Annotated in this window: 15 protein-coding genes; 9 read left to right on the top strand and 6 right to left on the bottom strand. The window is 63.4% G+C overall.

Annotated elements, in window-relative coordinates; genetic code table 11:
* Window positions 1-5: 5 nt before the first annotated feature.
* Both AC1DGD_RS02745 and AC1DGD_RS02740 read right to left on the bottom strand, forming a co-directional pair.
* Window positions 6-566: a Chromate resistance protein ChrB gene (locus AC1DGD_RS02745; RefSeq protein WP_476849213.1), complete on the bottom strand. Its 561-nt coding sequence runs from the start codon at window positions 564-566 to the stop codon at window positions 6-8.
* Between the two features lie 125 nt (window positions 567-691).
* Complete coding sequence (locus AC1DGD_RS02740; protein ID WP_476855811.1) at window positions 692-2,128, bottom strand: MFS transporter; 1,437 nt, start codon at window positions 2,126-2,128, stop codon at window positions 692-694.
* 221 nt (window positions 2,129-2,349) lie between these two features.
* Here AC1DGD_RS02740 and AC1DGD_RS02735 point away from each other — a divergent pair, with 221 nt between their 5' ends.
* The 4 genes from AC1DGD_RS02735 (at window position 2,350) to AC1DGD_RS02720 (ending at window position 4,883) form a co-directional block, all read left to right on the top strand.
* Complete coding sequence (locus tag AC1DGD_RS02735) at window positions 2,350-2,943, top strand: sulfite oxidase-like oxidoreductase (RefSeq protein WP_476849338.1); 594 nt, start codon at window positions 2,350-2,352, stop codon at window positions 2,941-2,943.
* 10 nt (window positions 2,944-2,953) lie between these two features.
* A complete protein-coding gene (locus AC1DGD_RS02730; protein ID WP_476849215.1) occupies window positions 2,954-3,691 on the top strand; it encodes an FAD-binding oxidoreductase in 738 nt (245 codons plus the stop codon).
* Window positions 3,688-4,035, top strand: a complete 348-nt coding sequence (locus AC1DGD_RS02725; protein ID WP_476849216.1) for a DUF6510 family protein — start codon at window positions 3,688-3,690, stop codon at window positions 4,033-4,035. The genes AC1DGD_RS02730 and AC1DGD_RS02725 overlap by 4 nt, the downstream gene beginning before the upstream one ends.
* A 215-nt stretch (window positions 4,036-4,250) precedes the next feature.
* Entirely contained in the window at window positions 4,251-4,883 is a 633-nt protein-coding gene (locus tag AC1DGD_RS02720) for a CG0192-related protein (protein WP_476855810.1), read from the top strand.
* 12 nt (window positions 4,884-4,895) lie between these two features.
* Here the strand turns inward: AC1DGD_RS02720 and AC1DGD_RS02715 are convergent, their stop codons facing one another.
* The 4 genes from AC1DGD_RS02715 to AC1DGD_RS02700 form a co-directional block, all read right to left on the bottom strand.
* The gene (locus AC1DGD_RS02715; RefSeq protein WP_476855809.1) at window positions 4,896-6,053 is read right to left on the bottom strand and encodes a YihY/virulence factor BrkB family protein; all 1,158 of its coding nucleotides are present in this window, start codon (window positions 6,051-6,053) and stop codon (window positions 4,896-4,898) included.
* Window positions 6,054-6,136: 83 nt separating this feature from the next.
* A complete protein-coding gene (locus AC1DGD_RS02710; protein ID WP_476855808.1) occupies window positions 6,137-6,745 on the bottom strand; it encodes a DUF3618 domain-containing protein in 609 nt (202 codons plus the stop codon).
* Between the two features lie 18 nt (window positions 6,746-6,763).
* Window positions 6,764-7,165 carry a phage holin family protein gene (locus AC1DGD_RS02705; RefSeq protein ID WP_043435594.1) on the bottom strand — a complete coding sequence of 134 codons (402 nt, stop codon included), beginning with the start codon at window positions 7,163-7,165 and terminating at the stop codon, window positions 6,764-6,766.
* An 8-nt stretch (window positions 7,166-7,173) separates the two neighbouring features.
* A complete protein-coding gene (locus AC1DGD_RS02700) occupies window positions 7,174-8,013 on the bottom strand; it encodes a hypothetical protein (RefSeq protein WP_476855807.1) in 840 nt (279 codons plus the stop codon).
* A 316-nt stretch (window positions 8,014-8,329) separates the two neighbouring features.
* On the opposite strand from AC1DGD_RS02700, the gene AC1DGD_RS02695 reads away from it, so the two are divergent.
* The 5 genes from AC1DGD_RS02695 to AC1DGD_RS02675 all read left to right on the top strand — a co-directional run bounded on the left by AC1DGD_RS02695 (window position 8,330) and on the right by AC1DGD_RS02675 (window position 12,372).
* Window positions 8,330-8,833 carry a MarR family winged helix-turn-helix transcriptional regulator gene (locus tag AC1DGD_RS02695; protein ID WP_476855806.1) on the top strand — a complete coding sequence of 168 codons (504 nt, stop codon included), beginning with the start codon at window positions 8,330-8,332 and terminating at the stop codon, window positions 8,831-8,833.
* Window positions 8,834-9,035: 202 nt separating this feature from the next.
* Window positions 9,036-9,302 (top strand): GlsB/YeaQ/YmgE family stress response membrane protein, encoded by a 267-nt coding sequence (locus tag AC1DGD_RS02690; RefSeq protein WP_028276267.1) that lies wholly within the window; start codon window positions 9,036-9,038, stop codon window positions 9,300-9,302.
* A gap of 332 nt (window positions 9,303-9,634) precedes the next feature.
* Window positions 9,635-10,081 carry an Hsp20/alpha crystallin family protein gene (locus tag AC1DGD_RS02685; protein WP_459384681.1) on the top strand — a complete coding sequence of 149 codons (447 nt, stop codon included), beginning with the start codon at window positions 9,635-9,637 and terminating at the stop codon, window positions 10,079-10,081.
* A gap of 161 nt (window positions 10,082-10,242) precedes the next feature.
* Window positions 10,243-10,590 (top strand): hypothetical protein, encoded by a 348-nt coding sequence (locus AC1DGD_RS02680; protein WP_476855805.1) that lies wholly within the window; start codon window positions 10,243-10,245, stop codon window positions 10,588-10,590.
* 606 nt (window positions 10,591-11,196) lie between these two features.
* Window positions 11,197-12,372: a PRC and DUF2382 domain-containing protein gene (locus AC1DGD_RS02675; protein ID WP_476855804.1), complete on the top strand. Its 1,176-nt coding sequence runs from the start codon at window positions 11,197-11,199 to the stop codon at window positions 12,370-12,372.
* Window positions 12,373-12,504 lie beyond the last annotated feature (132 nt).

Raw genomic sequence — 12,504 nt, 5'->3', positions numbered from 1 at the left:
GGCCCCTACTCCCCGGCCTCAGGCAGGCCATGGCCTGCCGGGGCATGCAGAGTCGCGTAGACCTTCTCGGCGTACTCGTCGAATACAGCGGAGCACTCGCGCAACCGCTCGTCGGCGGCCTGCGCTTCCGGCAGTTCCAGAACGTCACGGCTTTTCAGATCACGGTACCAGCGCCGCAAGCGGTCCAGGCTCTGCTCTTCCTCTTCCAGCTCCGCCAGAGTGAACTTGCCGCTTCGGGTTTCCTTGGCGATTTCGGCCTCGAACGCCCCGCAATCGCCGGAGAATTCCTTCCACTCATCCAACCTGAGCTCCTCGAATGCCGAGCGCAGGCCTTCCACTCCCGCATCGCCGCTGCCCGGCGTGGGCAGGACAAGGACGCTGCCGGTTCCGCGGCCGGCCAGCTCCACGACCCTCGGCACGGCTTCCGAGAAGAACGGCGTGTCCGGAACGGTCCACACCCCTGAGGCCACTGGCGCAGCACCGATCCTCCGGAGCTCCCGCCACACACCGACCCTCGTCCGTGAGGCCTCACCAGTCAACCGGACAACAAGAACCAACCAATCCATGCGCCAATCATATACTGCTACAACAAGGTAAGTAACAGCTGTTACATCACCCACTGCCCTGGACGGCACAGATACCCGAGGGCCTCGGCCGGTACGTTCGGTCGGTCCGATGGAATCCCTTAGCCCTATCGGCCCGGTCTGAAAATACGGTAGCTCCGGGTGCCTTGGGATGGGACTTTCTGCCTGGCCCGAAGTGCAGGCCGCTTAGGCGGGTTCTGGATACCGACGGCGCAAACGATGCCCCCGAGGATGAGCAACACCGCCGTCACGGTCACCACCCGGTGAAATCCGTCGAGATCAAGTTTGCCGCCCATGACGAGGCCCACCAGCGCGATGCCGACCAGACCGGCAACCCTGCTGACGGCGTTATTCACTGCCGAACCGATACCTGCCTGCTGTTCCGACACCGAACCGAGAATGGCGGCGGTTAGCGGCGCGACTGTCGCCGAGAGCCCGACTGCGAACAGGAGGATCCCGGGCATCAGCTGGGTCCAGTAATCGACCGGGATTTCCGACGCGAGCATCAGGAGATAGCCGCCCCCGGCGAGGGCAGGTCCGAAGGCCATGAACCACCTCGGGCCGAACCGCCCGGCCAGTGAGCCAAACCATGACGCCAAGAGGATGTTGACGAGGCTGACGGGAAGCAAGGCCAGAGCGGCCGACGTCGCCGGAAACCCGGCAACCTGCTGCAGGAAAAGCACGATGATGAACCCGCCGATCGACAGCGCGGCGTAGACGAAGGCCGTAGCCACGTTGCCTACGGCAAAGTTTCGGACGGAGAAGAGGCTGAGCGGCAGGAGCGGGTACTTCGCGGTCTTTTCCCGCCAAATGAACCCGGCGAGGCACAGGATACCGAGGGCGAGGGGCATCAGAATGAGCGGACTCCCCCAGCCATAGTTGCCCTGTTCGATCAACGCGTAGATCGGCCCCGCCAACCCGAGCACACAGAGCACGGCACCCGCGTAGTCGATCCGCACGCCCTCCTTGCGAACATCCTTGACCCGCAACACGGCTAGCAGGTACAAGGTCACGGCAATGGGCAGGACGTTGATTCCGAAGATCCAACGCCAGCCCACCGAATCAACGAGCACTCCGCCGAGCAGGGGTCCCGCGATGAAAGCCACGGTTGTACCGGCAGTCCACTGGCCGATTGCCTTCGCCCGGGGCGCTTCGTCGAAGTTTGATGTGATCAGAGCCAGGGAACTGGGCACCAGCAAGGCGCCCGCGACGCCTTGAAGCGCCCTGGCCAGGACCAGCCAGTCCGCTGTCGGTGCCAGCGCACACATCACTGATGTCGCGCCGAACCCGATCAGGCCTGCCCGGAGAACGACAACCCGGCCCAGCAAATCAGAGAGCGAACCGGCGACAAGGATCAGTGAACCCAGGGTGATCAGGTAGGCATCGACAACCCATTGCTGCGTTGTCAGTCCGCCGCCCAGTTCACGGGAAATGGCCGGCAGCGCTACATTGATGACGCTGCCGTCGAGAAACGACACAAAGGAAGCGAGAATCGCGATCCACAGCACGAGCCTCTGCGTACGCGCCGACGGTAGGGAACTCATCCTTCAAGCTACACCCGCCCCGGCGGTTGCCGGACTCACCTATGGAAGGACGTTCAGCCCGTCGCTCTGGCGACAGACGACGCCGTCGGCTGCGTTTACGTACTCGGCGTATCCTGGCGGCACCGGAGTATATTTTTATGTCTGGTCTCTGTCCCGCCGTTGCCCTATCGTTGGGGCACCGATTACATTCGACCGGCGGAGCTCCGCATCGGAGGTACATGATGGGAATCATCTCGTCTGGTTTTCATGGAAAACGGCGCACCGGCAATCCAGCCTTACCACCCGGCCAATACGAGACGCCAAGCTTTCCCGTACTGACGGCGGGCCCTGCACCTTATATCGCCCGGGCTGACTGGGAATTCTTTATTACAACGGAGACTGGGCAGCGCCGCGCCTGGTCCTGGGACGAGCTCTTGGCGCTACCGCAGATTGATATCCGGACCGATATTCATTGCGTGACCAGCTGGTCCAAGCTAGGCACCTCGTGGCGCGGGGTGTCCCTGGACACCTTGTTCGCGGATGTGGAAACAACGTCCGAGTTCACTACCGCTCACTCCTACGGCGGCTATTCGACCAATGTCCCGTTGCAGGACCTGCTGGACGGCCAGGCATGGGTGGCCTGGCAATTCGACGGTGAGCCATTGGAACGGGCCCACGGTGGCCCTGCCCGCCTGCTGATACCCCATCTTTACTTTTGGAAGAGTGCGAAGTGGATCAATGGCATCGAGCTGATGCCGCACGATGTTCCCGGCTTCTGGGAATCGAACGGGTACCACATCTATGGCGACCCGTGGCGCGAGGAGCGTTACTCATGAGGCAGGACAGATGAGCACCCTGTGGCGCGTCGCCGAGGTGATTCGTGGCGTTCCAGAAACGGAATCCTCCAGAACCATCGGCCTGCGCGTGGACGGGCTGAACGGCAACCTTCCCGGCCAGCACATCGATATCCGGCTCACGGCGGACGACGGATACACGGCAGTGCGGTCCTACTCAGTGGCCACAGCCGGCATGGACGAACTCCTGGAGATCACGGTCGACGAACTGGCCAACGGGGAGGTCTCCCCCTACCTGGTCAGAGACCTGATGGTCGGGGACCAGTTGGAGATCCGGGGGCCCGTCGGCGGCTGGTTCGTCTGGCTTCCGACCGACCCCAACCCGGTTCAGCTGATCGCCGGGGGATCCGGCATTGTCCCGCTCATGTCCATGATCCGCGCCCACGAGGCATCCGGGAATCCTTCACAGTTCCGGTTGCTGTACTCGCTGAAATCGCCCGAGGCAGGGTTCTATCGGGAGGAGCTGCTCACCTTGAACCAGGGATCTCCCAAGCTGACGGTCGACTATGTCTATACACGCAAAGTCCCGGAGGGCTGGCCAATGGTCCCGCAGCGACTCACCGCTGAAACACTGTTGGCAAGCATCCTGCCGGCGGACATGGCACCCGACATCTTCATCTGCGGTCAGACGATGTTTGTCGAAACGGTCACAGAGTGGATGGTGCAGGCGGGCTATCCGGCCGCCTCGATCAAGACCGAACGCTTTGGCGGAACGGGAGGAATACGGTGACTGGCAACAACGGCTCCGCTTCCCCTGGTGCTGAGGACCCGCGCCTCGAGGACCAGGACATCGCCGGGACCGGCGGCAATCCAATACCTCATCTTGACGGGAACGCGGCAGCGGGACCCTTGTGGGAACTGTTCCGCATCGACATCATTGCAGCGATCGGTCGGTGCAAGAATTGTGGCGCTGTCAGGGTCTTCGGGGAAGCAGCGGTCTATGCCGATGCCCCGGGAATGGTTGTGCGCTGCAGTTCCTGCGGGGGCGTCCTGCTGCGTCTCGTAGAGACTCCGACTAAATTCTGGCTCGATGTCAGCGGACTCAGCTACCTCCAGATCGACCGGGAGACCTAACGCGCTGCTCTGCTATCCGCACCCCGGCGTGCTCAAGACCGCAGGGGGCGTGAAGGGGTAGCCTGCGACGATGCTGAACACTCTCAACCCTTCATCATGGGAGCCAGTGGATCTGGAACAACGACACTCGGCCGGGCGATCGCCAACCAGTGGTCAGTACCTTTCCTCTAGTTATTTGATCAACGTGTCGCCAGTGCACGGTTAGGCTTGCAGTCATGGCGATCATCCACCAGGCAGAACTGCAGCCGACGAAACTTGAACTTCTCGCACAGTGGCTGCCCCGCCAGCCGTGGTTCACGCAACCCGGCACGGCAGCGCTGCACAAAGTAGGCTCCTACCGGTTCGACGACCCCGCCGGCGAGGTCGGCATAGAAACCATCATCGTGTCGGTGGGCAACTCCACTTTTCAAGTCCCACTCACGTACAGGGCCCAGCCCTTGGCCGGAGCGGAATCCTGGTTGGTCGGAACCATGCAGCACTCGGTTCTCGGCCCGAGGTGGGTTTACGATGCCTGCGCCGATCCAATCTACGTGGCAGCGCTGGCGGCGAGCATCATGCTGGGCCGGCCGCAAGCAGAGCAATACCTCCAAAAGGGGGAAAATCTGGAACTTCTGGCCCAGACGGTCTTCGTGCGAAGCACCGGACCGAAACTCGAGGCAGTCCCTGACGTCTCTTCAGCGGCACCGCGCGCCACCGACGCCGGCACCGCCATCGAGACTGCTGACCTTCACTTGCTTGTTATCCGGCGGCTGGACCTGGATGAGCAACCGGTCGGCCCGCTCGCGCTGACCGGCACCTGGGAAGGTCAGAAGGACAACGTCAAACTCGCCGCCGTCAGTGGTGCCTGACATTTCCGCGGGTTAGGGGCGCCCCACTCCGTCCGTGTCCCGGGATTGGGTATCGCCTTCCTGCCGTTCAGGCTGCATCCCGTGCCGTTCCCGCAGCTCGCGCCCGCGGCGAATGTCCTCTTCTTCGCGGGCCTGGAGCTTATCGCTCTGTTTCGTGTCCCGTGGCGGCAATTGGATGGTCTCTTCGGCCTCAATGCCGGCCTGGAGTTGGCGTCCACGCTCCATCTCGGCGTCGAACTCGGCACCGAACAGCAACGACATGTTCAGGATCCAGAGCCACAGCAGCGAGATAATGACGCCGCCGATCGCACCATAGGTCTTCTCGTAGCTATTGAAGTTGGCCACATAGAAAGCGAAGGCCAGGGACGCCAGCAGGAAGATGACCAAGGCGATAGCGGAACCCAGGCTCATCCAGCGGAACTTGGGCTGCTTTACGTTCGGCGTAGCGTAGTAGAGGATGGCGATCGCCAGAATCACGAGCAACAGAATCACCGGCCACTTGAGAATGTTCCACGCCGTCAGGACGGCCCCGCCCAAGCCGATAGCGTTGCCGACGGCCTCGGCCACCGGCCCGCTCAGCACCAGCATGGCCGAAAGCACAAGAACGATCAGCACGGTGGCAATGGTGACCGCGAGCATCGTGCCCCGAAGCTTGATGAACGGCCGGCCCTCGTCAATTTCGTAGATCCGGTTCATGGCCCGGCCAAACGCGCCGACGTAACCGGAGGCGGACCAGAGGGCGGTGAGGATGCCGAGTACCAGGGTGAGTCCGGCAGCGGAGGAACTGCTGAGCTGCTCGACTGGTTGTTTGATCGCCTGCACAGTGTCACCAGGCGCGAAACCCTGGACGATCTCCAGAAGCGCGGACGTGGTCTTCTCTGCCTGCCCGAAGATGCCCAGCAAAGACACGAGGGCCAACAGCGCCGGGAAAATTGAGAGGACCGAATAGTAGGTCAGGGCTGCGGCGAGATCCGGGCACTGGTCCTTGGTGAACTCACGCAGGGTCTTCTTGACGATGTACTTCCACGAGGGCTTAGTGACGTCGGCCGGGCTGTCCGGTTTACGGGAGTCGTCCGGGGCAGGTGCCGTCCGGGCCTTGGCGGTACTGCTCTCGTCCGTTTCGGCGTCGGTCATGGATTCATTTTCTGCCTTGGTTGGGTTCTTGGCCATTGGAAATTCCTTCGTGGGGTTAAGGGAAATGGCCGGCCGCCCAGCGCATCAGCGAGGGCAGCCGGCCTTATTCAGACGCGGCCTCAGGCCTGCTGAACGTTGTCCTTGGCTTCGGCAGTCCGATCCATGACGTCCCCCACAGCGGCCTGCCCGTCTGCCTTGAGGTGATCGGTTGCGTCCGCGGCAGTGGCCTTGACGTTCTCCATGGCTTCCTGGGCGGGCGCCTTGAGGCCTTCGGCTACTTGCTTGGCGGCGTCCGTCAGTTCCGTGGTGAGTGGCTCGGCCGCCGATTTGAGGGCATCAGCGGCTTCACGCTCCTTCTGGCTGGCCGGGATCAGGGAGGAAACGAGCAGGCCGGCACCAAAGGCGATCAGCCCGGCAGCCAGTGGGTTCCCCTGTGTCCTGTTCTTCAGCTGGCCCGGCGCGCCCGCAACTGCGGAGCCCGCGTCGATCACATGCGAGCCGACGCTTCCGGTGGTGGAGTGGACGTGGTCGGCGGTGTGGTCTGCGGCTCCCATGACTTTATCCTTCACTCCGAAGACGGCGTCTTTGACGTTCTCTTTGACTCTGTCCGTCTGCCGCTGGACGATATGCGACGGCGTGACTTTGTCAGCGACGGCGTCCACGTTTGTGCCCAGGCGGGCACGGGTTGCTTCAATATCTGCTCGGATGACATCCGGGTTTTCACTCATCGTGTTTCCTCGCTGAATCTAGGAGTTGGGTTTTAGGGTGGGCGGGATTTCCTGGAGGGTTTCAGCCGTCCTCGGCATGCCCTTGATCGCGTTCAGTTCCTTGCGGCCCATGGCTGCCAGAACGGCGGCTACAACTGCCCAGATGACGGCGACAACAACGCCGGACCAGCCCAGTCCCATCACGATCCCCAGCGCCCACCAGAGCGCCAAAGACAGAAACAGGAGCACGAAATGGCCAGCGACGCCGGCGCCGGCGAGCATGCCGGTGCCTTTGCCTGCCCGGGTGGCGGACTGCTTAAGTTCGACCTTGGCCAGTTCCACTTCCTGTCGCATCAGGGTGGACATGTCCCGTGTGACCTCACCGAGGAGGTCACCCAGGGAAGTCGATTCAGCCTTTGCCTGCGCGGCTGTGGGAGGCATTTCGCTGCTCATCGACGGCCACCGTCAAAGGGGTCATCGCGCAGCGGATCAGCCTGCTGCAATGGCTCACCGGCCACGGACTCTGAGGACCGGCGGCCCTGCCCGGCGTCGCGGAGCGGATCGGGGGTTCCCAAATCGGAGTCCAGCGGATTCGGCGGGTAGGTGTCGGCTAGGCCCGCCGTCGTGGTTTGCGGAGCGGGCATCTGTACCGGCGGCGGCGGAACCGCTACCCCGGTATCGGGGATCCGGCCGCCAGTGGACGTGCCCGTAGCGGTAGCGCCCGTCGCTTCGGGGGCGCCGGCGCTCAAGCTGCGGCTGAGACGCCCCGCCAGAACACCGGCTCCGGCCGCGAGCAGGAGGAAGGTTCCCGGGCGCTGGCGGGCAAAGGACTTAACCTCGGTCAGCAGCGAACCCGGATCCCGGCCATCGAGCCAGGACGCAACAGCGGAGGACCGCTCGGCAGCTTGGCGGACAAGGTCGGTGGCCACGCCGGGCTGGTCGGAGGCGGCAGCCATGGAATGCAGTTCGCCGGCGACGGACCGCAGACCTTCGGCGACCTTCTGCTGCTGGGTTCCTGCCTGCTCGGTGAGATCGGACTTGGCCTGGTGAAGCAGGTCCCGGGCATTGGTCTTGACCTCGGCGGCAACGTTGACTGCCTCCGTCTTAGCCGTCTCGGCGACGTTCTGGGCAGCATCTGCCGCGTGCCGCGTTACGTCCGCAGCTTCGTCCTTGGCCGCTTCCTGTTTGGAGTCAGCGCGTCCCGTGCCTTGTGGGGGCACAACTCCAACGCCGGCGTACCGGTCCGGGGAAGCTTCGGGTGCTGCCTGGGCCCATGGGTTCTGTGTCATCGTTGCTCTCTTTCAGGAATGGTCCGCTTGGGATCGTGACTAGCGCTACCGGATGAAATTAGTAAGCACGGTTACTAACTAAATACTAAGCACACTTGCTATATGTCGCGCAAGGCCTCGATCGAAAATCGGACGGGCCGCCTCCCGCCCGTCTGGTGACGCGCAGCGCGCACTGCAAGCCGCGCGTGAAAAATAGTAAGCATACTTGCCAAAAAGGAGTCCGGCATGCATATGGTGGGGGTCCAGCGTCGGCGCTTTGTGCCGCCGTCGCAGGTAGCGTGACTTTCGTTGCCACCCAATCAGGAAGGTCGTCTTCGTGATCCTCGCCCGCGAGCCCCACGCCCGGGACGTTTACCGGCTTCTAACCGCAGCGGCCCGTTTAGTGCAACGCCTCCACGACGATGCCCTGGCGCCACTGGGATTGACGCGTGCCGCCGTCATCGCACTGGAAGCCGTGGCTCCCCGCCCCATGTACCAGGAACAGCTCGCCGCAAGAGTTCATGTCCAAAGCCAAACGCTCGGCCGCGTCCTTGCCCGGCTCGAGGACGCGGGTCTGGTCACCAGGACGCGCAACCCGGACGATCGGCGCCAATTTCAGGTCGAGATTACCGACGCCGGCACAGCCGCACTGCAAGCAGCCTCCCAGGCTGAGCGCGCAGCCGTTCCTGCCGACTTCGACGGGTGGGAGGCCCTGTCTGAGCAACTCGCCCGGTTTGTGGATTTCTTCCAGGCTCCACGGCCCGGCACCCAAGGCTCCACGACCGGGAACTCCAGGCTCGACGTGCCCTCCCCTGCCCAAGACGGCCTCCGGCGCCAATGAACTAGCCGCCCGCGGCTGGGTGCCTCTGGGCCTCCCCCGCCCGGCGCCCACGGGCAGTCGCCGCTTCCATTGCAGTTCGGACCGGCAAGGGGCGAGCAAGACAGAAGGCCCATGAGCCGGGTATTGCGCGTTACTATGCATGCTGATTAAATCGCCGTTACGGCCGCATTCCACGACCGGTCTACCGAAAGGAAGTACAAAGATGGGAATTCTCGCTTTTCTCATTCTCGGCCTTATCGCTGGAGCTATCGCCAAGGCGGTCCTTCCCGGCCGTCAAGGAGGCGGCTGGCTGATCACACTCGTTGTTGGCGTCGTGGGCGCAATCCTCGGAGGTTGGATCGGCTCGTTGATCTTCGGCGGAGGGCTCGCTGACTTCTTTGACCTGCGGACCTGGCTCCTCTCCATCCTCGGGGCCGTTATTGTGCTCCTGATCTATGGGGCTCTTGCCGGTCGCAGGACCAGGGCGTAGCAGCCTCGACACTACGGGTGCAGGGTTGCCGCTGAGGACGCCCTGCGACTTCTGTCAGACGGTGCCGGGCCGGTCTTGGAACACCCCGGGAGGAAACTCCCGGCGTTTCTCGGCCCGCGCCGCCGAGTCCAACCTCATGACGTTTCACCTCATGCCGGGCGACCGCCCGCAATGCTTCGTCGAGAACAAGCTTTGAAAGCCTCCGAGCGCAGCTCCGGCGGCCGGTTCTGGCGTCGCCGTCGTTAGTAGTCGTCGCCAAAGCGGCAGAAGTCATTGCTCCGCGCGCATCCGACACCATGCGACCAGAGATGCTAGACAGCAAGGAGATAGACATGGACAACCTATTCCGCCGCACGGGCATCGACGTGCCCGAACCAGTCCGGCGCTTCCTGCAAGGCGAGACGGACACCTGGCTCAGGGTCGAAGAATACCGGGACGGAAACACCTTGGTGGTCAGAACCGATATCCCCGGCATCGACCCGGACAAGGACATCGATATCACCGTCACCGAGGGCAACCTGAATATCGCTGCCCGGCGCACCGAGCCCCCGCACAAGGATCAACCGGGTTACCGAAGCGAAGTGCGGTACGGCGAATATTCGCGAAGCGTCCCGCTGCCCCGCGGCGCGGACCCTGACACCGTCGAGGCCAGCTACATCGACGGTGTCTTGGAAATCCGCGCCCAAATCCCGGAGCAGTCCGGACCGTCCGCCACGAAAGTCCACGTCTCCCGCGGTGGAAACCAGTCACCGGAAGCACCAGAGAACTTCGTGACCTGAACGGCATATCCGGTACTTGACTCGCCCGGCACCCACCAGCGACCGCGGGCACCTCCTGGAATGGCAAAGGTGGCGATCCGTATTGGTTCACCGGTGCCCAGCCTCGCCGCGGCCTCCGCAGCCCCCGCCTCCGAAAATTGCCACAGAGCGGAAACCATCTCATGACTATCAAGATCAACGACGCGGCGCTGCGTCATGCTCGGCAGCTCATCAAGGACTCGAGGTTTGCCCGGGATACCCGTGACGATTGGAGCGAGCACGCGCCCGACGCTGCGACAGAAAATGCATTCATCGACAAGCACGGGTACAAGGAGTACGGCACGTGGCATCTGGGCGAAGACGCCGAGAAGACGCACGACACGAAGGGGCGCTACAGCTTTCCCTTCGGTGATTTCCGCCGGCTGCATCGCTGCGCGATTCTCGCCATCCAGAGCCGGGCCGCCCAGAATAACTACGATGACGTCGCCGCCGCAGCGAAGTCTCTGCTCGACGAACTGGACCAAGACTAGACCTGGTCCAGTTCACCATTGTCTCTCCGCCATCGCCTCGCGCAAGGACCCCACCTGTACGGCCCGGAATGCCCGCCGCGGGTGTCCTCACCGGGCCGTCTCTTGGGCGCCCGGGCTTCCCCACGCGCCCTCCGGCGGAGCCCAACCACCGGGAGCCCACCTATTCATAAGGGGGCTTCCTAAGCTAACCGGGCTCGTGATATAACACGAAAAACGGCGCAGGAGAACTCCCTGCGCAACGGGACCGGTCCCAGCCTCCTCATCGAATGGCGGCGCATTCCATTGGACATTTCCCACCGGCTCCAAGCCGGACTGGCGGTGGCGACAACGTTCATCCCCAGTCTGCGCTCCCTTTCGACTTCAGGCCCCCGCTCGCGAAGGTCTCGCGCAGGACCCCAACCTTGCCAGAACTGCGGGTCGGCCTCGGAAAACCTCAGCTGAGCGCACTGCCGACTAATCATCGCCCCCTCCCGTGGTTCGCATTGCCGCGTACGCTTCCCAAGCACCGGACAGCACCAAAGCGACCTGTCCGGTACCGGTCGGGCGACCCATCAAGGGCTCCCGATCGGACCCACTATTTCAACCTAAGAGATCCAAGGAGACGTCATGCTCACCACCGAACAAATTGACCGTCTGCTCAGCCAAGGCGCAAATGTCCTGTCGGGAGACGGAGAAAAGATCGGCTCCATCGGCCAGGTGTTCGTAGACAACGAAGCCGGCCAGCCCAGCTGGGTAACCGTCCGTACGGGCCTGTTCGGGATGTCCGAATCATTTGTTCCCCTCGAGGGTGCTCGGCTGCAGGGCAATGACATCGTCGTCCCGTACAACAAAAATCAGGTCAAGGACGCGCCAAGGATCGACGCCGATCGGCCTCTGGAGCCTGCCGAGGAAGACCGGCTCTACCAGCATTACCGGATGGACAGCGGACGCGCCTACACCGACGCGGATACAGCTGACGAAGCATCCGCCACACGACAGGACGCCTCCAGAACGGACCGCGCCGAGACCCGCGACGCCACCAGCCCAGCGGGATACGGCACAACGACACCCACCACCGACGCCGCAACGCCACCCACGACACGGCAGGACACCCCCGAAACCGACCGCGCCCAAACCCGCGACGCCACCGGCACAGGGGGATACGGCACAGCGTCAACCACCACCGACGCCGCAACGCCACCGACGACACGACAGGACACCACCGGAACCGACCGCGCCCAAAGCCGCGACGCCACCAGCCCAGCGGGATACGGCACAGCGTCACCCACCACCGACGCCGCAACGCCACCCACGACACGGCAGGAAACCCCCGAAACCGACCGCGCCGAAACCCGCGACGCCGCCGGCACAGCCGGATACGGCACCACCACGCCGGCCACCGACACCGCCCCTACCCCAGCCACACCACAGGACACCGATAAGGACCGCGCCGAAACCCGCGACGCCACGGGCCGGGGGCGCCTGCGCAAATACGTCACGACGGAAACCGTCACCAGGACGGTGCCAGTGCAGCGCGAAGAGGTTCGTATCGAGCGGGAACCGATTGCCGAGGAAGACCGCGACGAGGTCTCGAACCGTCCGGCCAGCGACGACGAGGTAATCCTTCACGAAGAGCGAGTCATAGTGACCAAGGAGACCGTCCCGGTTGAACGGGTCCGCATCGTTACTGAAACGGTCGCAGATGAAGTCACCATCCGTGAGAAGGTCCACAAGGAACACTTTGACGGCGAGGACAGCGAGGGATCAGAGGGCTCCGAGGGAACCGACGCCAGCCGCGGCTGAACATGCGGATTGTTTTAGATGCCCGGGGCAAGGGCTGCGACCCATAGCCCCGGGCATTTTGTTGTCGGAACGGGGGTGCGAGCGATTGGTGGCCCCCCGGCCACACCCCTCGGCCGGTTGGATTAACTGGAT

Source organism: Arthrobacter sp. 05T45 (assembly GCF_056395875.1).
Note: the sequence above shows the minus strand (reverse complement) of the source record. Positions and strands in the feature narration are given on the sequence as shown.

Coding starts and splice junctions, on each gene's coding strand:
- AC1DGD_RS02745 (WP_476849213.1), bottom strand. CDS start 566: ATGGATTGGTTGGTTCTTGTTGTCCGGTTGACTGGTGAGGCCTCACGG.
- AC1DGD_RS02740 (WP_476855811.1), bottom strand. CDS start 2,128: ATGAGTTCCCTACCGTCGGCGCGTACGCAGAGGCTCGTGCTGTGGATC.
- AC1DGD_RS02735 (WP_476849338.1), top strand. CDS start 2,350: ATGGGAATCATCTCGTCTGGTTTTCATGGAAAACGGCGCACCGGCAAT.
- AC1DGD_RS02730 (WP_476849215.1), top strand. CDS start 2,954: ATGAGCACCCTGTGGCGCGTCGCCGAGGTGATTCGTGGCGTTCCAGAA.
- AC1DGD_RS02720 (WP_476855810.1), top strand. CDS start 4,251: ATGGCGATCATCCACCAGGCAGAACTGCAGCCGACGAAACTTGAACTT.
- AC1DGD_RS02715 (WP_476855809.1), bottom strand. CDS start 6,053: ATGGCCAAGAACCCAACCAAGGCAGAAAATGAATCCATGACCGACGCC.
- AC1DGD_RS02710 (WP_476855808.1), bottom strand. CDS start 6,745: ATGAGTGAAAACCCGGATGTCATCCGAGCAGATATTGAAGCAACCCGT.
- AC1DGD_RS02705 (WP_043435594.1), bottom strand. CDS start 7,165: ATGCCTCCCACAGCCGCGCAGGCAAAGGCTGAATCGACTTCCCTGGGT.
- AC1DGD_RS02700 (WP_476855807.1), bottom strand. CDS start 8,013: ATGACACAGAACCCATGGGCCCAGGCAGCACCCGAAGCTTCCCCGGAC.
- AC1DGD_RS02690 (WP_028276267.1), top strand. CDS start 9,036: ATGGGAATTCTCGCTTTTCTCATTCTCGGCCTTATCGCTGGAGCTATC.
- AC1DGD_RS02685 (WP_459384681.1), top strand. CDS start 9,635: ATGGACAACCTATTCCGCCGCACGGGCATCGACGTGCCCGAACCAGTC.
- AC1DGD_RS02680 (WP_476855805.1), top strand. CDS start 10,243: ATGACTATCAAGATCAACGACGCGGCGCTGCGTCATGCTCGGCAGCTC.
- AC1DGD_RS02675 (WP_476855804.1), top strand. CDS start 11,197: ATGCTCACCACCGAACAAATTGACCGTCTGCTCAGCCAAGGCGCAAAT.